Source organism: Shewanella sp. JNE2, assembly GCF_023159115.1.
In the GTDB taxonomy this organism is placed as follows: Bacteria; Pseudomonadota; Gammaproteobacteria; order Enterobacterales; family Shewanellaceae; genus Shewanella; species Shewanella putrefaciens.
The window spans coordinates 2,856,234-2,882,038 of record NZ_CP096169.1; the positions used below are offsets into that span (position 1 = coordinate 2,856,234).

Genomic DNA, 25,805 nt, shown 5'->3' on the forward strand with positions numbered 1-25,805 from the left:
CACTATTAACCGCTTTTGGTAAAATCTAGGTACCTAAATATCGATCTTGTCTATTGTCTAATCTAATCCCAGATAAATTCACGAAAATGCTTGCGACACACTGATTCATAACGCTCATTACCACCGATAGCCACTTGCTCACCTTCACGCATCACTTTACCTTCATCATCAAGACGAACCACCATATTTGCTTTACGTCCACAATGACAAATCGTCTTTAACTCGACTAACTTATCGGCCCAAGCCAACAAATAATGACTACCACTAAAAAGTTCACCTTGAAAGTCTGTTCGCAGCCCATAGCACAACACGGGAATATCTAGCTTATCAACAACATAAGTCAACTGTTTTACTTGTTCTTTACTTAAGAACTGGCATTCGTCCAATAAAACACAACTTAATGGCGTAACTTGATGCACGGCTTGTATCATTTCAGTCAGATTATCTTGGCTACTAAAAACCTGTGCATCCGTTTCAATACCAATACGGGAGGCCACTTTACCTTTGCCATATCTATCATCAATAGAGGCTGTCATCACTAAGGTATGCATACCACGTTCGCGATAATTATAAGAAGATTGCAATAATGACGTGGATTTGCCCGCATTCATTGACGAATAGTAAAAATACAGTTGTGCCAAAACTTATACCCTTTAAAAACATTATCTCTTACGTGTCAATCACCAGAGCAAAATTGCATATTAGTTTAACATTGCCTCCCCCATCAAAACACTATCCTTATCTAAGCTTTTATGACGAATTAAGATAATCGCACTAAATTACATCCAAATCTGAAATTTCGCTCCCCTGCATCATCATTTCTACTCACGCTAATTTAAGTCTCACTAAACAAGATGTAATGCAAATGTAAATAGCCAGCAAATTGTTAAAATAACCTTAACCCAAGATTAAATACTGTTTTATCAGGAAAAAGTGATGGATGCTAAATACCAAAATTGAGACCTACCTCTAAAGAAATAGTCATAAATGCGGTAAGGCTCAAAAAAACAACAAACAATTAACAGTAATATTCCCTTTGAGACAATAAGTGCTCAATTTTAAAAAAATAAAAGTATTCGATAGCTTGCAAATTAAAATCAGCGGTTAAAAGCACTAATCTCCCCTGCAAACTTAGTGCTGCAATCCGTCCTTTATTCGCATATTGGATCAATTGGAGATTATGATGAGAATTTTCACCTCTAAAAAACTGGCATATGTTGTTGCCTTAGCCTTAACCGGCGCCCTTGTTGGCTGTGGGGATGATGGTAAGGATGGTGCCCCTGGCACGCCAGGCACACCAGGGATCCCAGGAACACCCGGCACTCCAGGAACCCCTGGTGAACCTGGTAAACCATGGACACCAGCGCCAGTAACCAAATCGACCGAAACCAATGTCAAAGTAATTGGCTACAGCTTTGCTGAAGGCAGTATTAGTTACGAGTTCGAAATTACAGATGAAAACAATAGCCCAATCAATGGACTGTTAAATGTTCAAGCCAAAGTGGCTGCATTAACCGACAAAGGTTTTATCACCAACCGCGATGAAACCGATAAAAACGGTGTTGCTGACAATGTTCATGTGGGTGGTGCAGTAACTCAAGCAACTGCAGGTGCTGAATTAACCGCTTTAGCTGATGGTCACTACCAGTTTAAAGTACCAATGAAAGGGGTAAACCCAGCCACTGAAGGTATCGTTTGGTTACGTGTCGGTGGAAACGATGGCATTGCAACGTCTAAACCTTTAGTCGTTAACAAACCAGAAGGCACACATTCAACCACGACCGATAGCTGCTACTCTTGCCATATCGATTACTCCACTAGCCCACGTCGTCATGCAAGCTATGTTGCGAGCGGAATGGACAGCGAAGTGACTTTCGTAGAAGGCTGTTTAGTCTGTCACGGTTCTGTCAGCCGCACCGTTGTCAATGCTGAAGGATTCTCTACTGGTAGCTACGCGACTAACACACTCTCCAAAATTGGTCATATCAATCACCAGAAATTTACTAAAGATTTCAGCGTGATGAACTGTACTTCTTGCCACGTTGAAGCGCCTAACAATATCAACGTGTCTGGCCCAGGTTGTATTGACTGCCACAACAGTGGTGGTGTACCAGGCGTTGTAATCCCAAGCAATGGTGCGGATTTACGCATTATGCACGAAAGCAAAGCGGGTATAACAGAACGTCAAGCCATTCGTGCTAAGTACAAATTGGAATTATCAACTCCTGTTAAAGTAGATGATATTTCGACTAAAACTGACCACTATGCACCAACAGGTGCTGCGGCCGCAGTAGCCGCACCAGGCTTCTGTACTACATTAACGGTTAAAGATGTTGATGGTAACATCTTCAACATTAAAGATAACTTCAACTACTCAAAACCCCCAGTGTTTAATGCCGCGAAACCAATCGTCTATGCAGGTGCCTATTTACATTCCTATGAAAATGGCAGCTTAGTGGGACGCCCAGGTAACCGCACTAACTACTACTATGGTTACAACACTGATGGTACTAAAAATATCTGTCACTTACTGACTGATATCACCGCAGTGAATGCTAACTATGTCTACTCAGCTCGCGTCACATTCAGTACCGCTGGTTGGATGGAGTATGATGGTAAAGCGCGTTATCAAAGCAATGGCAACCTAAGAGCTAACGGATATGATGGCGCCATGGGCGTATCTTTCACCGCTTACTCTGACGTTGTTAACCCAACGACTGGTGCAAAAGTCTCAGCCTTTGGCCGCCGCTCAGTGGTTAGCGATAACAGTTGTACCACTTGCCACAACGATGGAACTGCCTTCCACAAAAATGGTGCCTTCGATGAAGGTGGTAAGGCTTGTATCGCTTGCCATGATAACGGTATGGAACGTACTACAGCAGCCTTAGGTGCTGGTTTTGGTCCTATGGTACACAGCTGGCACTGGGGTAATGGTGCTAAAGTGGGTGAAGTCAAAGCCGATGGCACTCAAGCAAAAACCGCTAACGGTGCAGGCGCAATTGAAGCCTCTACTAGCTGTGTAGCCTGTCACACTAAAGCCATTGATTTAAGCAAAGTGCCAAATCAATACATCGCTGAACCGGGTGGTAATATGACAAGCCCTGTCACCGCAAACTGTTATGCCTGCCACACTAGCGATTCTGCTAAGGCGCATATGGCAACTAACGGTGGTGAAATCAGCGTACCAAAAGTGGCTGACTGGTTTAAACAACCAACCTCTGAATCTTGTGCAGTATGTCATGACACAGGTAGAAGTTATGGTATTGATAAATACCACAAGTTTACTCGCTAATTAATCATCCATCATCGCGTGATTAAGCAGTAAGTAAAAAGCGGTACCTATTTTCCCTGCAAGGAAATAGCTCAAGGAGTCTCGCTAGCGCGAGGCTCCTTTTTTATGGCAAGATAGCCGGGCACAAACATTTTCAGACCTATTTAAGTTATTAAGGTTAGAGTCCTAAAAAAACAACAAATTCTAAGGAAGTCATTTAAATGCGTAAAAGTTTTATTGCCATAGCCATCGGCGCCACGCTCACCGCCGGATTAATGGCAGGTTGCAGCAACACAGAAAACGCTGCACCTAATGCTGTTTCAATACCGGTCCAAAATCCATTGCTACAAGCCAGTACACTGCAATATCAAGCTCCCGACTTTAACCTCATCAAAGATGAACATTTTAAACCCGCACTCGAGCAAGGTATTGCCGAGCAATATCAAGAAATTCTGGCTATCGCCAATAATCCTGCGGCCCCCACCTTTGAGAACACCATTGTTGCGATGGAAAAAAGCGGCGCGCTACTGAATCGTGCCTCAAGCGTGTTTTATAACTTAGCTGGCTCAAACAGCAATCCTGAGCTACGTAAAATCCAAGGGGAAATGGCCCCTAAGATGGCTGCCCACTCGGATAATATCAATTTAAATCCCGCCTTATTTGCCCGTATCGAAGCCATTTATAATGACCGCACCAACCTAGGTTTAACACCTGAGGCTCAACGCTTAGTTGAGGTTTACCACCAACGCTTTATCATGGCGGGTGCAAAACTCACTGACGAACAAAAAGTCAAAATCCGTGCATTAAATGAAGAGCAATCAACCTTAACAAACGAATTCTCTCAGCGTTTACTGCGCTTAACAAAAGAAATCGCTATCGTTGTTGATTCAAAAGATGAACTGGTAGGTTTAACCGACAGTGAAATTACTTCAGCCGCCAACGATGCCAAAGCCGCAGGACACGATGGCAAGTACCTTATCAATATCACCAACACAACACGCCAGCCGATACTCGCCTCATTGGAAAATCGTGAGCTACGCCAACGTATTTGGGAAGCCTCCGCTAACCGCGGTTTAACGGGGGAAAATGAAACAGCATCATTAGTCTCGCGTTTAGCACAACTTCGCGCCGAACGAGCGGCTCTTTTAGGATATGAAAACTGGGCAACCTATCGCTTAGCACCACAAATGGCTAAAACGCCTGAAGCGGTTTACAGCATGTTTGGCTCTATGGTGCCCGCGGTAGTTGCCAACACTCAAAAAGAAGCGGCTGATATTCAAGCTATGATCACTAAAACCGGTGGTAAGTTTGAACTTGCTCCTTGGGATTGGGAATTTTACGCTGAAAAAGTGCGCCAAGAAAAATACGCGCTTGATGCCAACAGTGTTCGTCCTTACTTTGAGTTTAACCGTGTACTAGAAGACGGGGTGTTCTATACACTTAAAGAACTTTATGGTGTCACCCTAAAACCACGCCCAGACTTACCTGTGTACCATCCCGATGTGAAAGCCTATGAAATGTTTGATGCCGATGGCTCAAGCATGGCGATTTTCTATGCTGACTATTTTGCCCGCGAAGGTAAACGTGGTGGCGCATGGATGAGTTCATTTGTGGGTCAATCTTTCTTAGAAGGCACGAAACCTGTTGTCGTCAATGTGATGAACATTAAAAAGGCACCGGAGGGCGAGCCAACCTTCGTTAGCTATAACGAAGTCACAACCATGTTCCATGAAATGGGTCACGGTACCCATGGCATGTTCTCAAAGGTAACTTATCCAAGCCTCGCTGGCACCTCAGTTTCCCGTGATTTTGTGGAATTCCCATCCACATTTGAAGAAGATTGGGCAGCCCATCCTAAAGTGTTAGCTAACTATGCTAAGCACTATGAAACCGGTAAGCCCATCCCTGATGAACTACTGCAAAAGTTACTGAAATCAGGCAGCTTTAACCAAGGTTTTGATACCTTAGAATATATGGCTGCCGCATTAGTGGATATGGAGTGGCATTCATTAAGCCCTGACACGCCGCTGCAAGATGTCGCCACCTTTGAAGCTAATGCGCTTAAAAAACACGGCTTAAACATTAGCGCCGTGCCACCACGCTATAAGTCAACCTATTTTGCCCACGCCTTCCCCGGCGGTTACTCGGCAAGTTATTATGCTTATATGTGGAGTGAAATTTTAGCAGCAGATGCCTTCGCCTATGTACAAACTCAAGGCGGACTCAATCGAGAGATTGGCATGAAGTATCGTAAAACGATCCGTGAAGTGGGTAACAGTGTGCCACCAATGGAGGCCTATAAAAACTTCCGAGGTCAAGAGCCCACTACTGAGGGTTTACTTAATCGCCGTGGTTTAAATAGCGCCAATAAATAAAACGAACATCAGATCCATAAAAAATCAGCCAGCAATTGCTGGCTGATTTTTATATCCAAACACACTTAGTCCTATTTCACTGCACCTGTTGATTTTATTCTCAGCCAAATAACACTCATCACCAACAACACACTACAGGTCACTAAACCTGCACTGACCGACTCTGTAAACCCGAGTACCAAATAACCCACCAAGCTGATAAACGCTACTATCAAGGCATATGGTAACTGAGTGACTACATGGTCTATATGGTGACAACTCGCGCCAGTTGACGACAAAATTGTGGTATCTGAGATAGGTGAACAATGATCGCCAAATACCGCACCCGCTAAAACAGAGGCCAACATAGGTAACATCATCCCAGTATGGCTGCCCATCGCCATATCGGCTGCAATCGGCAACATAATACCAAAAGTTCCCCAACTCGTGCCCGTAGAAAACGCCGTTAATCCCGCCAGAATAAACATAAGCGCAGGTAAGAAAGCAAAAGGAATATTACCCGTCGCTAAACTCGCCATAAACTTACCAGTTTCGAGTTGGCCAATAATCCCTGCAATTGTCCATGCAAATAACAAAATATAAATCGCGGGTAGCATAGAACGTGCGCCCTGCACTACACCTTTTACAATCATCGACTTTTCGACTCCTTGTACCACGTTAACCACTAAAGCCACGGCTAACCCGAACAGGGAACCCAAAAATAATGATGAACTCACATCCGTTTTTTCAAAAGCTGAAATAAGACTAAACTCAATGCCTTCAGCGGCGAGCACTTGAGCACCGCTGCTAATCATAAAATATAAGGTTGCAAATACCAGCACAGTGATCGGCAGGAATAAGCCTAAAATTTTACCCGTTTCAGCCTCGGGTAAATCCGCGTTCGCTCCGGGGGGTAATCCTTTTGTTTCATCGTATAAATTCCCCCGTTGGGCATTTAACTCATGTTCACGCATTGGCCCAATATCGAGTCCCATAAACGCAACACAAAGTAATAATAACAAAGAGAAGATAGCGTAGAAGTTCATTGGTATCATTTGGACAAATACGCTCAAATGTCCAGAGTCTGCAAAACCATGAGCCGTTAAAATACCGCCAATTAAGGCAATAATATAAGCTCCCCAGCTAGATACTGGTGAAATAACACAAACGGGCGCCGCCGTTGAATCCAATAAATACGCTAACTTAGCGCGAGAAATATAATAGCGATCTGTGACGGGTTTTGCGACAGAACCCACAACTAAGCTATTGAAATAATCGTCAATAAAAACAACACAACCTAAAAACATGGTGAGTAGTTTTGCATCACGCTTATTACGAATATGCAAACGAGCCCAATCGGCGAATGCGCGGGCACTACCACTAACAGTAATTAATGCGGTGATCATTCCTAAAACGATTAAAAAACCAAGAATATATAAATTCCACGTATTAGCAGCGTCATCAGCCCAAAAAAGACCTTTTACACTACTGAACAAAAAGGCTCCACTGGCAACAGGCGAGTATTGGTTAAGCAATAACGCTCCAATGACAATTCCTAATCCAAGGGAAAGTAGAACTCGGCGAGTAAAAATCGCCAATACAATCGCTACCGCAGGCGGCAGCAAAGAAAGTGCCGAATCGGCATAACTCATAACAGTCATTGATTATTTCTTCGTCAAAAATACGAATGGAGGGCGACTGAACTGGTGGGAAAAGGCAATAGATACCCAAGATCACCTGTCCTATCAGTAGCGCTCCATAGTAACTATTTCCAATATCCGTATTAGAAAATACTATGGCAGTGCTGCACCTATTCGGTACAACCCCAGCAGTTGATTGTGATAAATCAAACCACTTCGGCACCAAATCCTTTCGTAATCGATCATCGGAATCACCCTACTGATCACTACTGATATTTGGCGCGCCTCTACTTCTAAGAACGCCCATTCACGGGCGTGAGGCACATAAAAACATAAGCGGCTAAGCAGATGCTACCGCAAAGCCGCTTACTGTGACCGATGTCACAGATAAAATCAACTTAGACTTGCAATCAACTCCGGAACAGCCTCAAACAAATCCGCTTCGAGGCCATAATCGGCGACTTGGAATATCGGTGCTTCAGGATCTTTATTGATAGCAACGATGACTTTAGCGTCTTTCATCCCCGCTAAATGCTGGATTGCCCCCGAAATACCGACAGCAATATAGAGATTGGGGGCGACAATTTTACCCGTCTGACCCACTTGCAAATCATTAGGCACAAAACCCGCATCAACCGCTGCTCGCGAGGCTCCCACTGCGGCGCCAAGTTTGTCCGCTAATTGCTCTAGCATGCCGAAGTTTTCACCACTGCCCATGCCTCGACCACCTGATACAATAATGCCAGCATTACCTAGTTCGGGACGTGCTGACACCGTAAGTGATTGAGAAACAAATTGCGTCTTTGCTTCAAATACTTTATCAAGCGGAGTCACGACAACGCTATTCCCTTCTGGCACAGCATCAAATGCACTAGCGCGCACTGTCATGACTTTAATCGCATCATGGCTCTGTACTGTAGCTAAAGCACTACCTGCATAAACAGGGCGCACAAACGTATCAGCACTCACCACAGCAATCACTTCAGAAATTTGTGCAACATCTAAAAGCGCTGCAACACGTGGCAGAGTGTCTTTGCCCATACTCGATGCGGCAGACAGAATATGACCATATTGAGGGGATAAATCCACTAGCACCTTGGCTACATTTTCCGCTAAATGCGCTTCATAGGCGCTGGCATCGGCCACTAACACTTGGCTTACACCTTGTAGCGCCTGTGCAGCTTGCACTACCGCACCACATTGATGGCCCACGACAAGTACATGGACTTCATCACCTATTGCCCGTGCTGCGCTAACAACCTTAGCTGTGTCGAGTTTCAACGCCGCATTATCATGTTCAGCTAATACTAAAATGGCCATTTAGATCACCTTCGCTTCATTTTTTAACTTTTCGACTAGCTCAGCTACCGACGCTACCATGATGCCCGCTTTGCGTTCTGCAGGAGGCGTGACCTTTACTACGGTTTGGTGATTTTTTAACGTCACGCCTAGATCTGCTACCGTTATCACATCCAATGGCTTACGTTTAGCTTTCATTATGTTGGGTAAAGAAGCATAACGAGGTTCATTCAATCTTAAATCGGCGGTAACCACTGCGGGTAAGGGTAAATTCAGCGTCTGCATACCACCATCAATCTCGCGGGTGACTTGTACTGTATTCGCTTCTAATTTGATTTCTGAAGCAAAGGTCGCCTGTGGCATATCCATTAACGCGGCAAACATTTGGCCAGTTTGATTATTATCACCATCAATGGACTGTTTGCCAAAAATCACTAATTCCGCTTGCTCTCTTTCCTGTACAGCTTTAAGTAGCTTAGCAATTGAAAGGGGCACTAAATCATCTTCAGTATCGATATGAATGGCTCTGTCTGCACCGAGTGCTAATGCAGTACGTAGCTGTTCTTGTACGGCTTTATTGCCAATACTGACAACAACCACTTCTGTAGCACTACCCGATTCTTTTAACCGAACCGCTTCTTCTACTGCGATCTCACAAAAAGGGTTCAACGCCATTTTTAGGTTTGCGGTATCAACGCTTGTGTTGTCAGCTTTTACCCTGACCTTCACATTGGCATCAACTACACGCTTAACAGGCACCAATACTTTCATAGGGTTTCCTTCCTACACTTTCATGTACATGGACAAAACATTGGCAATAACCAATGCAGGATAGAGCAACTTTACGTGCTGTTGACGTTAACGTCAATCGAACTCAAACGACTGTTTGCATTTTTTGATACTGTGTTACTGGCCACTTTTTTGAACAGCTATTAGCGATATATCGAAAAGTTCAAAATTTAAATAATATTTAATTTCGATTTATTGCATAATTTTATTTGATTCGAGCTATATTAGTTTCTATCATTTAGCGGTTGTTCACCATTATCCTGTATTAAAAATTAAAGTGGGACGAAAATAGATATGAGCGATTTTTTAGAAATATTAACTCACGGACGTCGTTTTAAAGCTGCAGTAAAAGATCTCAGCATTGAAGAACTACGAGATTTAGCCTCAAAGCTAGATAAAATTTTATCTGAGCGTGAATCAATGGCTGAAGAAGAACAGCAAATGATTGCTGCTCGTAATGCTAAGATTGAAGAAATCCGTCAACAAATGGAAGCGGTAGGCTTATCCATTGATGATCTTGGCGGTGTCGCAGTTAAAGCTCCAAGCAAAAAGCGTCCACCTCGCCCAGCGAAATATCAAATTGAAGTTGACGGTGAAATGATCCAGTGGACAGGCCAAGGCCGCATGCCAACCGTATTTAAGAACGAAGTCAACAAAGGCCGTTCTATGGATGATTTCTTAATCTAATCCATACAAACTCGCAGTAAAAAGGACTATCCTCATTAGTACTGCTGAGTAACATAAAAAGCTCGCTGTTTAGCGAGCTTTTTTATATCTCGAATGTGGTAAGAAACACGCTCTACCTTATCTAAGTAATCACTAAAATTACGTTACAATTCAACCTTAGTATTTACAATCGCTTTCAGTTACTCTTTATCACCACCCTCTAAAAAATTAATAAAAATGCAGATAAACAATAAGTTAATACTAAGCTCCTGCATGATAAGCAGCTTAGTATCCCAAACAATATTCGCTGCGCCCAACCCTGTAACGCCTGTAAATAAGTTAACAGCATTGACCCACGCAGAATTAATTATTTCCCCAGATAAACGACTCAGCAATGCAACGCTATTAATTGAAAATAATAGAATTAAAGCGGTAATTGAGCAGGGAGAGATCCCCGCAGCAGCTTTACAAATTGATCTAACGGGTTACACCATTTATCCCGGATTTATCGATCCCTTTACCGACTATGGTATTGAATTTGAATATCCAAAACTGGGACTGACACGCCCTGTTTATGATATTAAACGTATCGGTGGTAATGCCGAAAATGGCGCCATTCATTCTGAAAAAGAATGGGTTAATTATGTTTATCCAAATAAAGAACGCGCTAAAGACTGGATTAATAATGGTTTTACCAGCGTACAAACAAGCAAACTCGATGGTATTTTTCGCGGTACAGGTGTCAGTCTTTCTTTAGCTGACAAAACGGCTAACGAAGTCATTTACCGCGCCCGCAGCCAACCTTTTATGGCATTTGATAAAGGCAGTTCAGAACAAGATTATCCCAGTTCATTAATGGGCAGTATTGCGCTCATTAGGCAAACGTTTGCCGATGCCAACTGGTATAACCAAAATAAAAACAAATCAGCAAATGGCACAACAAATAGTCAAATCGAATTTAATATTGCCTTTGAACGGCTCGATAAGTTAGCTGAGAAACCCATCGTCTTTGAAACCAAAAATCTTAATGATTTATTACGTGCCGCTAATTTACTTAAAGAGCATAACCTCTCTGGTTACTTACTGGGGAATGGCCAGGAATATGCGCGGATCAATGAATTGAAGGCGTTAAATTATCCTCTGATTCTCCCCTTAAACTATCCTCAAGCCCCAGAAGTGACAACAGATGATGCAGAACGCGAAGTATCCCTTGCAGAATTAAGGCACTGGGAACGGGCATCAACAAACCCCAATGTTGTTGCTAAAGCTGAATTGCCCTTCGCATTCACCCAATATGGGATTAAAAGCGATGCATTCTGGCCCCGCCTACGTCAAGCCATCGCCCAAGGATTAACCGAAGAAAAAGCCCTCGCAGCACTTACAACTCAAGCTGCCGAAATGATAGGCACTGCCGAGTTAACGGGTAAACTCGCTCCCGGCTATATGGCTGACTTTGTTGTGACAAAAGGTAATATCTTTAAAGATGGCCAGATCTACAGTGTTTGGTTGCAAGGTCAGGAGCAAAGTCTGCGCTCACTTCCCCAAGCACGATTACTGGGGGATTACCAATTAAGCTTCAATAACCTCACGCTAGATTTATCGCTACATGATGAAAGTAAAAGTGATAAACCCAACATCCAAGGCAGCTTAAGCAGTGGCGAACAAAGTATCTCACTCACTCAACTTAAGTTAGATGATAACGGGAGATTGAGCTTTACTGCCAATTTGAGCGCCGCAGGCATTAACGGCCTTAGCCGCTTTACGCTGTGGATGGCCGATGACGGCATTCAAGGTCGTATGGTCGATGCAAAAAGTCGCACTACAAATGTTGCCGGTATCGCTATGACTCAAACTGCAAAGCTCAAAAGTACAGACCAAGCAAGCAATCGAGCTCCCAAGAATGAAGCCAACACGAGCCTAGTGAGTCACCTCACCTTCCCTAACGTCGCTTACGGACTGAGCGAAGCACCTAAGGTGGAGAAACTACATATCAAGAATGCCACCCTGTGGACATCGGATAAGCAAGGCATTCTCGAACATGCTGATCTCTTGATGGCCAATGGTCGTATCGAAAAAGTGGGCCAACAGCTAAGCACACCTTCAGGCTATCAAGTGCTCGATGCTACGGGTAAACACCTTACGGCGGGTATTATCGATGAGCATTCCCATATTGCTATTAATGGCGGCACTAACGAAGGCACCGATGCCGTGACTTCAGAAGTGCGCATTGGCGATATCATTAATCCCGAAGATATCTCAATCTACCGCGCTTTAGCGGGCGGCGTCACCAGTGCACAACTCCTCCATGGCAGTGCTAACCCTATTGGCGGCCAATCGCAACTGATCAAAATGAAATGGGGCGAGCCAGCCGAACAACTTAAGTTCGCTAATGCGCCAGCCAGTATCAAGTTAGCTTTAGGTGAGAATGTTAAACAAAGCAACTGGGGAGAAAAGTTTGTGCAGCGTTTTCCGCAAACGCGTATGGGCGTTAAAGCATTATTCGAAGAAACTTTCGATGCCGCCCTTACCTATGAGAAAGCCTTAAAAGCCTATAACGAGCTGCGTTCAAGCGATAAGAAAAACACCATTGCCCCACGTCCGAGTTACCGTCTTCAAGCGGTAGCCGAGGTATTAAAACAGCAACGCGATGTGCATATTCACTCCTATGTACAATCTGAAATTCTGATGTTTCTACGTTTAGCCGAGGCTTATCGCTTTAAGGTACAAACCTTTACCCATGTGCTCGAAGGTTACAAAGTGGCGAGTGAGCTAGCGGCTCACGGTGCTGGAGCATCCACCTTTGCCGATTGGTGGGCGTATAAATTCGAAGTGTATGACGCCATTCCCCAAAATGCTTGTCTGATGTTAAACAAGGGCGTGACCACCAGCATTAACTCCGATGATTATGAAATGCAGCGCAGGCTTAACCAAGAAGCCGCCAAATCAATGATGTATTGTGATATGTCAAAGGAGGATGCTTGGAACATGGTCACCATCAATCCGGCTAAGCAATTGAGAGTCGATGAATTTGTAGGCTCACTTACCCCAGGAAAAATGGCTGATGTCGTCCTGTGGAACGCTGAACCTCTATCCATTTACGCGAAAGTAACCCATGCATGGGTGGAGGGTAAGCGCTATTTTGACCGCGACCAAGATCAACTTGCCCAGCAAACTGTGGTGAAAGAGCGCGCCGCACTTATCCAAAAAATTCTCAACAGTGATGATACAGCGAAAGCAGGTGAAAAAATCACACCGTTAAACGAGCCACAATGGCACTGCGATACCCACTATCAGGCATGGGGCCACAATCATCAGGGAGCACACTAATGCAATATTTACCAACGACACTCCTGCTTGCAAGCTTAATGGTGGCAATGCCAATCATTGCTAACGATATAGTCCCTGCTCCTAAGCAAGTGCGTAACGTGCTGATAAAAAATGCCACTGTGCACACAGTTAGCCAAGGTGTACTGAGTAATACTGACGTTTTAATTGAAAACGGCAAAATTACCGCCGTAGGAACACAGTTAAACTCAACGCCTACAACAGCAGAAATTAACGACACTCATATTATCGATGCTAGCGGAAAACACTTATATCCCGGCCTGATTGCCCTCGATACAAGCCTTGGTTTAGTAGAAATAGATATGAGTCGCCCAACGGTAGATAAAGCTGAAGTGGGAAATATCAATCCACATATCAGTGCCGCCAGCGCTTATAATCCAGACTCAGAACTGCTCCCAACAATTCGCTACAACGGCATTACACATGCCCAAATCGTCCCGAGTGGTGAGGGTTTAGCGGGGCAATCAGTCGTTGTCAACCTCGACGCTTGGACGATTGAAGATGCGCTCATCCCCAGTACAGCACAATTCCATGTCTATTGGCCACAAATTAAACGTATGCCAGAAGATGATAAGGAAAAAATTAAGGCCATAGAGAAAAATCAACAGGCGATTGCTCAACTCAATATCGCCTTTGAAGATGGCTACCGTTACTTCTTAAGTGAGCAAGCTATAAGTAAAGATAAGAAAAATAAGACTGCTACAACTTATAACCTACGCTGGCAGGCGATGTTGCCGCTATATCAAGGCAAAGCCACACTCTTTGCCCATGCTGATAGCGCAGAACAAATTGAACAAATCATTGCCCTGACTAAAAAATACCAATTCAAGCTGGTGATTGTCGGTGGATATGATGCATGGCGTTTAGCCTCAAGCCTGAAGGAAATTAAAGCAGGAGTGATTTACCCACACACCTTCAGCTTGCCTAAACGTAAAGATGAACCCGTCGATTTACCCTTTAGCATTCCATCTTTGCTCACTGATGCGGATATCCCCTTCGCTCTCGGGTTCTCATCGGATTGGAATAGCCGAAATCTCCCCTATGCAGCAGGTTACAGTGCGGCCTATGGTTTAACACCTGATCAAGCGCTTAAATCCATCACCTTAGATGCCGCAAAGCTATTAGGTATAGTGGATTTAGGGGCTATCGCTGTGGGATACCGAGGCAGTGTGGTACTTTCAGCGGGAGATATTCTCGACCCTATGACCAACAAGATCGAGGCAATGTGGATTGACGGTCGGCAGATAGATTTGAATAATCGTCATCAGCAGCTTTATCAAAAGTACCTTAAGCGGTAGAATTTGCTCAGATAAATAATATCGTATCGCGCAGTCCATTGGGCTGCGCCATTTTTCCTCAACCTCAGGTCAAACCATGAAAATCATCCTCTCAAGTGCATTAGTGTTACTGCTCAGTGCCTGTGCAAGCGATTACCGTTTTAACAGTAATTTAGATACAGAGGCGATTAATGACTATTTCAAGGCATCCGATGTTACCCTCTACGAAGGTGATTCCCTGCCTAAAGGCCATTATGAATTAAAAGGTTTAGTGCAAGGTGAATCTTGCCAAGCCGATATTAATGCCGTGCCAGCATCCCTAGCCGATGCCAGAACCCAAGCTCGCCGAAGTGCGGCGGATAAAGGCGCAAACGGTATTATCATCAAGCAATGTGTCATGTTTGAAGAAGCTGCTCAAGGTTGTATTAGCCGCGCACTATGCGTAGGCCAAGCGATTAAGACTGCCACAACCGAGTAGTACTTACGGGTGTTAAACGTACAGCTTGTAACGATCTGAGATTGCCCATATCAACCGCTTGATGATTAATCCTTAACAAAAGGCATTTAATCACAAATTTAAGCGGTTGTTATATTTCTCTTTTAGGTAATTTTCTGCATGACATTTACCAACCAAATTGTCGCCATAGCGACATGCCGTACACCTTATAAACAAAAGTTTGGTATTCCAAGACAGCCCGGACTCGTTGAAGCTCGCGGCTATGTCGAACTCGAACCTCATGTGAATCATCTCGATGCGGTGCGTGGCATAGAGCAATATTCCCACCTTTGGTTGTTGTTTTGCTTCCATGAAAATCTCGCCCAAGGCTGGAAAACCACAGTTCGGCCACCCCGTTTAGGTGGTAATGAAAAACTCGGCGTGTTTGCCACTCGTTCCACTTTTAGGCCTAATGGCATTGGTCAGTCGGTTGTTAAACTCCACGGAGTAGTGCAGCGTAAGGGCAAAGTGTGCCTTGAAATTTCGGGTATGGATCTTGTCGATGGCACGCCGATAATTGATATTAAGCCCTATATTCCCTTCTCAGATTCGATTATGAATGCAGTGGGCGGTATCGCCCAAGAAGCGCCTAAACTGATTAGCGTAGTGTTTTCCGATCTCGCAACGACCCAGATTGATACCTATGGCAAACAGGACGCTTATACTGATTTAGCGATACTTATCCGCGGCGTATTGGGGCAAGATCCTCGCCCTGCATATAAAAAAGCCAAGGATGACCCTAAGTTATACCAAGTCGCTTTATATGATTTAGATATCTTCTGGCAGATGGCGGTCGATGACGATGATCGGGAATACATTCAAGTGCTCGAACTCAAACCAGGGAAATGTGGCTAAATGTCTGCGCCAACGCCTACATCAAAACCTGATTATCAAAGCCAACATAAAAAGCGCCTGTCTTGGATGCCTTGGCTGTATTTTTCATTAAAAGAAAAACACTTAGTCTGGGCAAAGCCTTGGCAAGATCAAGTACAAGCGGCTCTTTGTGCCCTCGAAACAGTCACCATAGGTGATAACTGTTTTATTGCCCCCGAGGCACAGTTATTTGCCGAACCAAATCGCGACATCAACATCGGCGATCGCTGCATGATTGCCGCCGAGTGTTTTTTACATGGGCCTATCACTTTAGGGAATGAAGTCGCGATTAATCATGGCTGCTCCTTCGATGGTGGTCGAGTGGGAATTCAGATTGGTGACCAAACGCGCATTGCCAACAATGTCACCATCTATGCCTTTAACCACGGCATGGCACCAGATACACCTATATATCAACAAGCCGCCAACTCCAAAGGCATTGTTATAGGTAAAGATGTCTGGATTGGCGCGCAGGCTGGGATAGTCGATGGTGTCACCATTGGCGATCACGCCGTGGTCGGAATGGGCAGCATCGTGACTAAAAATGTGCCCGACTGGGCTATTGTTGCTGGCAATCCTGCACGCGTGATTGGCGATAGGCGGGATAAGTAAGCAGAAACGAGAATCTTGATACTAGCAGCGCTCTTCCTCCGTTATCCGTTATCCGTTATCCGTTATCCGTTATCCGTTATCCGTTATCCGTTATCCGTTATCCGTTATCCGTTATCCAGCATCAAAAAATGCCATTTATCTGTCAGCTAACTGAATTTAACCTAAATCCCTAGGTGACATCACCAAAGCAGGTGATAAAATGGCGCCCATTCAACTCAAATTTGGACATCGGTAATGCGCGTCAGCAAGTACCTGCTATCAACACAAAAAGAAACTCCTGCCAATGCAGAGGTCATTAGTCATCAATTAATGTTACGTGCGGGCATGATCCGTCGTAATGCGTCTGGCCTTTACAGCTATCTCCCCACGGGCTTACGTGTACTACGAAAAGTCGAAGCGATTGTTCGTGAAGAAATGAACAAAGCCGGAGCGATTGAAATTCTAATGCCGATGGTACAACCGGCTGATTTGTGGGTAGAAACGGGTCGTTGGGACAAATTTGGTCCAGAGCTACTGCGCTTTAAAGATCGTCACAATCGCGACTTCGTACTGGGGCCAACCCATGAAGAAGTGATCACCGATCTCATTCGTAAAGAAGTCAGCTCATACAAGCAATTACCGCTGAACCTTTACCAAATCCAAACCAAATTCCGTGATGAAGTTCGCCCACGTTTTGGCATGATGCGCTCACGGGAATTCTTGATGAAAGATGCTTATTCTTTCCATCTTGACGTCGATACCATGAATGAAACCTATGAGGCCATGTACACAGCCTATAGCAACATTCTATCGCGTATGGGCTTGGCTTTCCGCCCAGTTTTAGCCGATACGGGTTCAATCGGTGGCAGCATGTCACACGAGTTCCACGTACTAGCACAAAGCGGTGAAGATTTAATTGCTTACTCAACGGGCAGCGATTACGCAGCTAACATTGAGAAAGCCGAATCACCTATGCCAACTGAACCACGCGGCGCAGCCACTGAAGCATTGCGTTTAGTCGATACCCCAAATGCAAAGACCATTGCGGAATTAGTTGAGCAGTTTGATTTGGATATCACTAAAACAGTCAAAACCTTAATCGTTAAAGGTGCGACCGAAGCCGCTCCGCTAGTAGCGTTAATCGTTCGTGGCGACCATGAACTCAACGAAGTCAAAGCCGACAAGTTAGACTTAGTCGCATCACCATTGGAAATGGCGCCAGAAGCCCTGATCCGTGACGCCATTGGCGCAGGTCCAGGTTCACTTGGCCCTGTTGGTCTGAATATGCCAATCATTATCGACCATAGCGTCAGCGTGATGAGCGATTTTGCAGCCGGTGCCAACGTGGATGATAAACACTACTTTGGTATCAACTGGGAGCGCGATCTGCCACTAGCCCAAGCGGCCGATATCCGTAACGTGGTTGAAGGTGAACCCACACCTGATGGTTTAGGGATTTATGCGATGGCACGCGGTATTGAAGTCGGCCATATCTTCCAACTCGGCACTAACTACTCTAAATCAATGAATGCCACGGTTCTTGATGAAAACGGTAAATCTCAGGTATTGCTGATGGGTTGCTACGGTGTTGGCGTGAGCCGTATTGTAGCCGCTGCGATTGAGCAAAACTTTGATGACCGCGGCATTGTATGGCCAGAAGCGATTGCGCCGTTCAGTGTGGGCATTTTACCAATGAATATGCACAAGTCACACCGCGTCACCGATATCGCCGAGCAGTTATACAAAGACTTAAGCGCAGCGGGTATCGAAGTGTTATTGGATGATCGTAAAGAGCGTCCAGGCGTGATGTTCGCCGATATGGAGCTGATTGGTATCCCACATACAGTGGTGATTGGCGATCGCAATATCGATGCGGGCGTATTTGAATACAAAAACCGCCGCACAGGTGAGAAACAAGATATTCCGTTCGATCAACTTGTTGATTTTCTGAAAAATGCGGTTAAAAGCTAACGCTTAATGTTACTCAGATAAGCATGAAAAAACGCACTTAAGATTAAGTGCGTTTTTTATTGTCATTGAAAAGTCTATTTTAACGATCGTGAATATCAGTACATCATCATTGGCTAAAACAGGGCAAACTCGGCTCATAGGTCTAGTTTAAATCAAAAAAGGCTTTAAGCTCATTCATTTGCTCCATTGCATCTTTATACCCTAAATCGATTAACGCACTGGTATAGGATTTTTCAAACAATAAGTAAGACACAATACTCGAATCTGACTGGCGATTAATGCCGGTAAAACCAAGTAAAACCCTTATTGCCCAAGGCATATCGTCATAAAACCGCGCGGCAAGCTTACTTAAGTCTTCACTCGGTTTGATAACTAAGGTTTTTATAGGCTGTAACGTCAGTTTTTTACGGCTTTCCTCGGGGATCTGCGCCAAGGTATTATTGATCCGCTCTAATCTTTCAAGATCGCTATTAAGGGTATCTGAAAAGATAGTATCAAGTAGATGACCTGCAATAGTGGCTGTTTTTGGGTGGTATTCCAATTCCATCGGAAAGTGCTTATGCGGGCTATCTAAGTTAATCACTAATAGTTTTTTGGCACCTAAGTGGATAGGACTTGATAATGGTGCAAGTTGGTGAACCGAACCATCACCATAATAAGCCTGATTGAGCTTAATGGATGGAAACACCATAGGAATCGCTGAACTCGCTAACAAATGCTCAGTATTGAGCATCATACGTTGACCACTACGTCTTGCTCTTGTCCAATTATCAATATCCCGAGAGGCTTGAAAGAACGTCACTGAACGGGAATTGTTATAACAGGATGTATCCACACTCAGCGCTGTCAGTGAGCCACTGCGTATATTACGGTCAATCCGTTTGAAATCGATAAGTTCGTTAAGCAGTTTTCTTAAGGGATCATTATCAAGCAAACTACCCGCATCCGTATTCACTTTATCATCCTGCATTCCTTTAAGTGCCATTTTTGCTAAATGGCTCAATACCCCAAAAATAGAGGCACGATAAACTTTTCGAGTTTCAAAATGGCGCCAGACCCATTCCAGTTTTCTCACTCCAAGGTGAAAGCAAGATGCATGGGTCGCAATCGCAGTACCATTAATGGCTCCAGCGGATGTTCCGCAAATGATTTTAAAGGGAATACCATGGTTGCGTGGATAAAGCTGAACGAGTGCCTTTAACACGCCTACTTGATAGGCGGCTCGAGCACCACCGCCGCCGAGAACTAATGCTGTAGATGTTGGCAATGTACAGGCCCAATTCATTGTTTTAATAATTTATTAAAGCAATGCATATCGCTAAAAAGCAAGTCCGAGCACTTGATCCTTAGAGAATTTATGCAATTTTAAAGTTTTGGAAACAAATAATGTTGTTATAGAAACGAAGATCGAATAAATAACAATCCACAGCTACTTGTGCCTAACCTCAGCTCGAGAGTCTGAAAATCTCATACTAAAAACATTGACATTGCAGCATATACGGCTAGGACTTTGTATATGTACATTGAAAATGATATAAGGAAAAAGCATTCATTAGGTCTATCTTAATTCGTATCACAATCTCCAAAACATATTAAAAAATAAGGAGTATTTCTTAGGTTCAAGACTAAATATCAGTCAAAAGTTGGAATACTTAAATAAATTTAACATTGAACATTGCACTTGAATCGCCTATCATGCCGTACTAGATTAGCTAAAAATTAGGTTAATTTTTTCTAAAAGGGAATCACTATGAAAAAAACTTCATTAGCACTTGTTACTGCTTTAACTATGTTCGCTTCTGTATCTGTTAACGCTGCAGAAACTGAAGCAGGTACTGCAACTGGTGGCGCAACCACTGGTGGTGCTGTTGGTGGTCTTGCTGCGGGTGCAATCGCTGCTGGTGCAGTTGTTGCGGGTGTTGTTGTAGCCTCTAATGGCTCTGATGGTAACCCAATCACCAGCACTGGTACAGGCACTGGTACTACTACTGGTTCTAACTAATCCATCTTGGATAAGTAAAAACAACCGCCAATTGGCGGTTGTTTTTTTTAAAGCATATTTTGAGATAGATGAATACCAAAATGGGTTGAAATCACTCTCACATCTCTCTACATTTGATATTTATTACTATTGAGAATAAGCAACTCGGATGCGTATAAATAAAAATCTATTGCGACTACTAACCATTTCCACTGTATTGATGGGCATAACGGGTTGTAGTCAACGAATTAGCGCCCTCAACGATACCATCAAATTAGCATTTCTCGGTGAGGATGACGTTAAGCTCACGTCTGAACAAGTGAAATCGAATCCCTATGCCAGTATTTATGCCAAGATAGGCGACACCCCTCAGGCATTTGTGGTTTTAGCCTTTGCAGAACCTAAAGTGACCCTTTCCCATGTTAGACCAGAGCCTGACACCACAGAGCTAAAATGGTTATCTGCAGATAATGGTATGTTAGTGACAGTCAATGGACGCTTAATTAAAACCCATAATCTGCTGGAGGGTAATTTAGCTGCAGTAGAAAGCCATGAGCCTGATCCTATTGTGCTAGGTTTGCATTTAGACAACACCCCCAAAACCTGGACTCGCACACTCGACTGGCAACCTTGGTACCACTATGGTTATAAAGTGACTTCTCAATTTAAATTGATTGCCGACGAAAACGTCCTGATCAACGATACCCCAACGCAGCTATTACACTATAGCGAAACGGTATCTGTTGAAGGTCTAAATATTCAATATCAAAATGATTTTTGGCTAAAGCCAGATAATGGGCATGTGGTAAAAAGTCGTCAGAAAATTGCGCCTAATCTGCCTTTTATCGACATTATCTTACTCAAGCCATTTGCGTCTTAGGAGACACGATGAAATCCTATTTAACACCTTTGGCGCTGCTAGTGAGTTCAGTATTCTCGACAGTGGCTTATGCCGAAACTCAGCTGTTTGTAACAACCTCCTCGACTCAAGATGCACCACTGCATATCGTTTATCCTACTGGCATTCGTATTGGGCAAACAGTGCAAGATGGATTACAACAACTGCCTCTCTATAATAAAACGAATAACAAAGAGGTTATGCCTATTTACTGGTTAGGCGCAGCCTTAGTGGATCTTGAAAATACCGCAGTATTAGAAACTAAACGCCAACAAGTACTCTCTCAGCTCGCGCAAATGGGAGAAGCTACGAATGATAGTCGCTACATTACTAAGCTTGCCCAATTAGCGCAGTTTTTACGTGGCATTAAGCTGGGGCAGCGAGTCATGCAGCCCTTAGATATTGATGCGATTCGTATTACCGAGTCTTATAACGCCATTATCGAGGGTAAATATCAACTCGTTCTCCCCCCTCGTCCCAGCACGATTACACTTGTTGGCGCTGTCTCTCAAACAGGCAATATGCCATGGCAGAGCCAAGCGAGCAGTAAAGATTACCTAAAACAAGCAGGTTTACTCGAGAACGCAGAAACCAGCTTTGTTTGGATTATTCAACCCGATGGCAACGCAATTAGACAACCTATCGCCTATTGGAATCACCAAGCACAGGATATCGCCCCTGGTGCAACACTTTTTGTTGAGTTTTCAAGCCTATTTGATGGCTACGCCAATTTAAATGAAAACATCATTGAATTACTCAAGAATCGGACTCTGTAATGAAAAAGCCTAGCCATTCCATCCATACCTTAGGCCGTTTATCTGCGCTTTCGCTGGCACTCTTGCCACTGTTACATGCCTCCGCTGATGAATTTGCTTATCCAACGCTGTTACCTTCGCAATCGGATTTTGGCGGTGTTGGCTTAATGCAAATGCCCACTGGCCGCATGACCGCTGAGGGTGAATTTAATTTTTCGACCACATATAACGATGAATATCAACACTATACTGCATCAGTGCAATTGTTTCCTTGGTTTGAAACCACAGTACGATACACCTTAGTGCACGATCTATTATATAGCGATGATCCTAGTTTTAGCGGTAACACTAAATACACGGATAAAGGCATAGACTTTAAATTTAGACTGCTTGAAGAGAGCAATTGGCTACCAGAAACATCTATCGGTGTACGTGACTTTGGCGGCACAGGATTATTTGATGGCGAATTTATTGCCGCCACAAAAAGAGTCGGCCCTTTGGATTTTACGCTGGGTATTGGCTGGGGCTATATCGGAAATAGCGGTAATTTAACCTCGGATAAAAAAGATCTTAACGATAACTGTGACCGAGACACTTCCTATGGTGGTAAGGGCGGTGAAGTCGATTATCAGCGTTGGTTTAAAGGCTGTGCAGCACTCTTTGGCGGTGTGGAATACCAAACCCCTTGGGATCCACTTAGGGTAAAAGTGGAATATGACGCCAACGATTACGAGTCTGATTTTCCCGTCGTACGGGGCGGTATAGATATGACTCAGGACAGCAAGTTTAACTACGGCTTACTGTATCGTTTTGGTAACTGGGGAGATCTGCATTTAAGCTATGAGCGCGGTAATACTTGGACGCTCGGCTTTAGCTTGCAGACGAACTTTAATACCTTAACGCAAATTAAACGCGATCCTGCTGCGGCTAAATATAAACCGCTACCCGCAGCACCTATGACCCAAGTGCAATTAGCGCAGACGGAAGATACCCCATCAAGCGTAGCCTCAGTTGATACTGCTTCATATCTAGAGAGCAATACGGACAGCATTCAAGCAGATACGGCCCTAAACGTTGAAAGCACAGTGAATACTGCATCTCTATCAACCGCTGCAACAGAAACGACTGACTGGAATAAGGTTGCGCAGGATCTGCAACATATTGCAGGCTATAACAATGCAAAAATTTATCTTGCAGCAGATAGGATCACAGTTGTTGGTGAACAGACTAAGTTTCGCGATAGAAGCGAGGCTCACCACAGAGCGGCGACAATACTCGCCAACAATAGCGCCCTATCCCAAATTAAAGAATATCGTCTGATTGAAACCCATTACAGTCAACCGATTACAGAAACCCGTATCGATGCTGAAAAATTTGCCAAAGTGGCCAATTTTGCATATCTCAACGCAAAAGTGAGTGATGCAAGCCAAGTCAGTGTACCGAGTGCCCCCCAAGGCACCCTCGTGACCCAAACAAACACAGACTGGCTAGACAAACTGGGATTTGATGTTTCTCCCACTATGGTGCAATCCTTCGGCGGCTCTGAAGGCTTCTATATGTTTAATATTGGCGTAACGGGTAGCGCAAATTATAAGTTTACCGATAACTTTGAATTTGGCGGTTCTCTTTACCTCAACTTATACGATAACTACGATAAGTTTTTATACGATGTGCCACCAGATGGTACTGACTTAAAACGTGTTCGAACGCTGATCCGTCAATACGTTCATGATAACCCTGTAAGGATGAATAACCTTCAACTCACTTGGATGGACAATCTTAGCGATAATGTCTCCTACCAAGCCTATGGTGGTTATTTAGAGATGATGTATGGCGGTGTCGGAACCGAATTTATGTATCGCCCACTCAATAGTCAATGGGCCTTTGGTATCGATGTCAACTATGTAAAACAACGGGATCCAGACAATATGTTTGGTTTCTTTAAAGACGAACATCAGTTTGACCCTCTCATCGGCCGAGCCTATAGAGTACAAACAGGCGCAATGACTGGGCATGCTACGGTTTATTATCAACCCGAGTGGTTCCCTAATACTTTACTCAGGGTAAGTGCTGGACAATATCTCACTGAAGATAAAGGTGTCACCGTTGATTTATCAAAACAATTTGATAGCGGAGTGATTGTAGGGGCCTTTGCCACTAAAACAAACCTGTCTGCAGATGAGTATGGTGAAGGCAGTTTTACTAAAGGCTTCTATATCTCGGTTCCATTTGATCTGATGACCATTAAGTCAACTCACAGTCGTGCTTTCCTCTCTTGGATACCACTGACACGAGATGGCGGTCAAATGCTTGGGCGTAAGTACAACTTATTTGATGTCACTGACGCTCGTGCGCCCTGGTATACCAGACCGAGTGTTGAACCAGCAAAATAGTACCTAGCTAAAACGAAAAACGGGCAAGAACTATCTTGCCCGTTTTTTGCCCCTAACAGAAATTAAAAATCACAAACTCAATCCCATCCATGAATAGCAATAAGCGCTCTACTCTATTGGTGATTTAATCCCATGGGGCGATGAGCGTAAGTACTGTGGCGGCGCTTTGACCGTTGCACCTAATGTTGCTGCCGCATGCCAAGGCCAATGTGGGTCATAGAGCATAGTGCGAGCGAGCGCGATAGCATCGGCTTGCCCCTGTGCCAGAATCGTTTCCGCTTTATTGGCATCCGTGATTAATCCCACGGCAATCACAGGCATATTGACCTCAGCTTTAATGGCATCGGCAAAAGGCACTTGAAAGTGTTCTGCCACAGGGATTTGCTGCAGCGGACTTAACCCGCCGGTACTCACATGGATAAAATCACAGCCTCGGGCCTCTAATGCCTTTGCCAAGACTAGGCTTTGGGCTAAATCCCAACCTCCATCGACCCAATCGGTTGCCGAAATCCGCACACCGAGCACCATTTTAGGCGATATAACGGCCTTAATGGCATCAAACACGGCTAACAATAAGCGCAGACGGTTCTCTAAGCTACCACCATATTTATCAGTACGTTGGTTCGATAATGGTGATAAAAACTGATGCAGCAAATAACCATGGGCAGCATGAATTTCAATTCCATCGAGCCCTAATCGTTCGGCTCTTTGCGCAGAACTAACAAATGCCGCGATAAGCTCATCAATGTCATCGAACGTCATCGCCTGGGGTAATGCGGCGTCTTGATAAAATGCCTGCGCTGAAGGGGCTATCGTTTGCCAACCATTAAGTTCATCGGGGGCAATAGTGCCGCCACCTTCCCAAGGTTTTCGAGTTGATGCTTTACGTCCCGCATGGGCAAGTTGTATCGCCATCGGCATATTTGAATACTTGCGGATAGATTTGAGTGTTTTATCTAAGGCCGCTTCCGTTTTGTCATCCCACAGGCCTAAATCTGCATAGGAGATCCGGCCATTGGGCAAAACAGCAGTCGCCTCTAAAATGAGTATTCCCGCTCCCGATAACGCCATGCTGCCTAAGTGAATCGTATGCCAATCGGTTGCTTGACCGTTTTCCGCCGAATACTGGCACATAGGCGCAATAATAATCCGGTTTGCTAACTCGAGTTGACCTAAGGTCAAAGGCGAAAATAATAAGCTCATTGT

The 25,805-nt window shown here is 44.3% G+C and carries 19 protein-coding genes and 1 riboswitch; of the genes, 13 read left to right on the plus strand and 6 right to left on the minus strand.

What is annotated here, in order from left to right; all coding sequences use genetic code 11:
- Positions 1-62: 62 nt before the first annotated feature.
- The gene (locus MZ182_RS12705) at positions 63-641 is read right to left on the minus strand and encodes a thymidine kinase (RefSeq protein ID WP_011788841.1); all 579 of its coding nucleotides are present in this window, start codon (positions 639-641) and stop codon (positions 63-65) included.
- Positions 642-1,183: 542 nt separating this feature from the next.
- On the opposite strand from MZ182_RS12705, the gene MZ182_RS12710 reads away from it, so the two are divergent.
- Both MZ182_RS12710 and MZ182_RS12715 read left to right on the plus strand, forming a co-directional pair.
- Positions 1,184-3,292 (plus strand): multiheme c-type cytochrome, encoded by a 2,109-nt coding sequence (locus MZ182_RS12710; protein WP_248069377.1) that lies wholly within the window; start codon positions 1,184-1,186, stop codon positions 3,290-3,292.
- 200 nt (positions 3,293-3,492) lie between these two features.
- Positions 3,493-5,646 carry a M3 family metallopeptidase gene (locus tag MZ182_RS12715; protein ID WP_061783237.1) on the plus strand — a complete coding sequence of 718 codons (2,154 nt, stop codon included), beginning with the start codon at positions 3,493-3,495 and terminating at the stop codon, positions 5,644-5,646.
- A gap of 71 nt (positions 5,647-5,717) precedes the next feature.
- On the opposite strand, the gene MZ182_RS12720 is transcribed toward MZ182_RS12715, so the two are convergent.
- From MZ182_RS12720 to MZ182_RS12730, 3 genes are all read right to left on the minus strand, one after another.
- Positions 5,718-7,286 carry a Na+/H+ antiporter NhaC family protein gene (locus MZ182_RS12720; RefSeq protein ID WP_011919562.1) on the minus strand — a complete coding sequence of 523 codons (1,569 nt, stop codon included), beginning with the start codon at positions 7,284-7,286 and terminating at the stop codon, positions 5,718-5,720.
- 80 nt (positions 7,287-7,366) lie between these two features.
- Positions 7,367-7,563, minus strand: a riboswitch (Lysine riboswitch).
- Between the two features lie 95 nt (positions 7,564-7,658).
- A complete protein-coding gene (locus MZ182_RS12725) occupies positions 7,659-8,585 on the minus strand; it encodes an electron transfer flavoprotein subunit alpha/FixB family protein (RefSeq protein ID WP_014610863.1) in 927 nt (308 codons plus the stop codon).
- Complete coding sequence (locus MZ182_RS12730) at positions 8,586-9,335, minus strand: electron transfer flavoprotein subunit beta/FixA family protein (protein WP_025008765.1); 750 nt, start codon at positions 9,333-9,335, stop codon at positions 8,586-8,588.
- Positions 9,336-9,647: 312 nt separating this feature from the next.
- Here MZ182_RS12730 and MZ182_RS12735 point away from each other — a divergent pair, with 312 nt between their 5' ends.
- The 7 genes from MZ182_RS12735 to MZ182_RS12765 all read left to right on the plus strand — a co-directional run bounded on the left by MZ182_RS12735 (position 9,648) and on the right by MZ182_RS12765 (position 18,572).
- On the plus strand, positions 9,648-10,040 hold the full coding sequence (locus MZ182_RS12735) for an H-NS family nucleoid-associated regulatory protein (RefSeq protein ID WP_011788835.1): 393 nt from the start codon (positions 9,648-9,650) through the stop codon (positions 10,038-10,040).
- A gap of 216 nt (positions 10,041-10,256) precedes the next feature.
- Positions 10,257-13,346, plus strand: a complete 3,090-nt coding sequence (locus MZ182_RS12740) for an amidohydrolase family protein (RefSeq protein ID WP_248069353.1) — start codon at positions 10,257-10,259, stop codon at positions 13,344-13,346.
- The gene (locus tag MZ182_RS12745; RefSeq protein ID WP_248069355.1) at positions 13,346-14,662 is read left to right on the plus strand and encodes an amidohydrolase family protein; all 1,317 of its coding nucleotides are present in this window, start codon (positions 13,346-13,348) and stop codon (positions 14,660-14,662) included. Before MZ182_RS12740 ends, MZ182_RS12745 begins: the two co-directional genes overlap by 1 nt.
- Positions 14,663-14,738: 76 nt before the next feature.
- The gene (rcsF, locus tag MZ182_RS12750; RefSeq protein ID WP_248069357.1) at positions 14,739-15,119 is read left to right on the plus strand and encodes an Rcs stress response system protein RcsF; all 381 of its coding nucleotides are present in this window, start codon (positions 14,739-14,741) and stop codon (positions 15,117-15,119) included.
- A 138-nt stretch (positions 15,120-15,257) separates the two neighbouring features.
- Entirely contained in the window at positions 15,258-15,992 is a 735-nt protein-coding gene (tsaA, locus tag MZ182_RS12755; protein WP_014610866.1) for a tRNA (N6-threonylcarbamoyladenosine(37)-N6)-methyltransferase TrmO, read from the plus strand.
- A complete protein-coding gene (locus MZ182_RS12760) occupies positions 15,993-16,622 on the plus strand; it encodes an acyltransferase (protein WP_014610867.1) in 630 nt (209 codons plus the stop codon). It abuts the gene before it with no gap.
- A gap of 234 nt (positions 16,623-16,856) precedes the next feature.
- Positions 16,857-18,572, plus strand: a complete 1,716-nt coding sequence (locus MZ182_RS12765; RefSeq protein WP_248069359.1) for a proline--tRNA ligase — start codon at positions 16,857-16,859, stop codon at positions 18,570-18,572.
- A gap of 142 nt (positions 18,573-18,714) precedes the next feature.
- On the opposite strand, the gene MZ182_RS12770 is transcribed toward MZ182_RS12765, so the two are convergent.
- Positions 18,715-19,839 carry a patatin-like phospholipase family protein gene (locus MZ182_RS12770; RefSeq protein ID WP_011788828.1) on the minus strand — a complete coding sequence of 375 codons (1,125 nt, stop codon included), beginning with the start codon at positions 19,837-19,839 and terminating at the stop codon, positions 18,715-18,717.
- 483 nt (positions 19,840-20,322) lie between these two features.
- Here MZ182_RS12770 and MZ182_RS12775 point away from each other — a divergent pair, with 483 nt between their 5' ends.
- The 4 genes from MZ182_RS12775 to MZ182_RS12790 all read left to right on the plus strand — a co-directional run bounded on the left by MZ182_RS12775 (position 20,323) and on the right by MZ182_RS12790 (position 24,599).
- Entirely contained in the window at positions 20,323-20,574 is a 252-nt protein-coding gene (locus tag MZ182_RS12775; RefSeq protein ID WP_248069360.1) for a hypothetical protein, read from the plus strand.
- A 148-nt stretch (positions 20,575-20,722) separates the two neighbouring features.
- Positions 20,723-21,433: a YjbF family lipoprotein gene (locus tag MZ182_RS12780; RefSeq protein ID WP_248069362.1), complete on the plus strand. Its 711-nt coding sequence runs from the start codon at positions 20,723-20,725 to the stop codon at positions 21,431-21,433.
- Positions 21,434-21,441: 8 nt separating this feature from the next.
- Positions 21,442-22,227 (plus strand): capsule biosynthesis GfcC family protein, encoded by a 786-nt coding sequence (locus MZ182_RS12785; RefSeq protein ID WP_014610872.1) that lies wholly within the window; start codon positions 21,442-21,444, stop codon positions 22,225-22,227.
- On the plus strand, positions 22,227-24,599 hold the full coding sequence (locus MZ182_RS12790) for a YjbH domain-containing protein (RefSeq protein WP_248069364.1): 2,373 nt from the start codon (positions 22,227-22,229) through the stop codon (positions 24,597-24,599). The genes MZ182_RS12785 and MZ182_RS12790 overlap by 1 nt, the downstream gene beginning before the upstream one ends.
- Before the next feature lie 108 nt (positions 24,600-24,707).
- On the opposite strand, the gene MZ182_RS12795 is transcribed toward MZ182_RS12790, so the two are convergent.
- Positions 24,708-25,802, minus strand: coding sequence for an NADH:flavin oxidoreductase/NADH oxidase (locus MZ182_RS12795; RefSeq protein WP_248069366.1), 1,095 nt, complete (start codon positions 25,800-25,802; stop codon positions 24,708-24,710).
- Between the last annotated feature and the right edge of the window lie 3 nt (positions 25,803-25,805).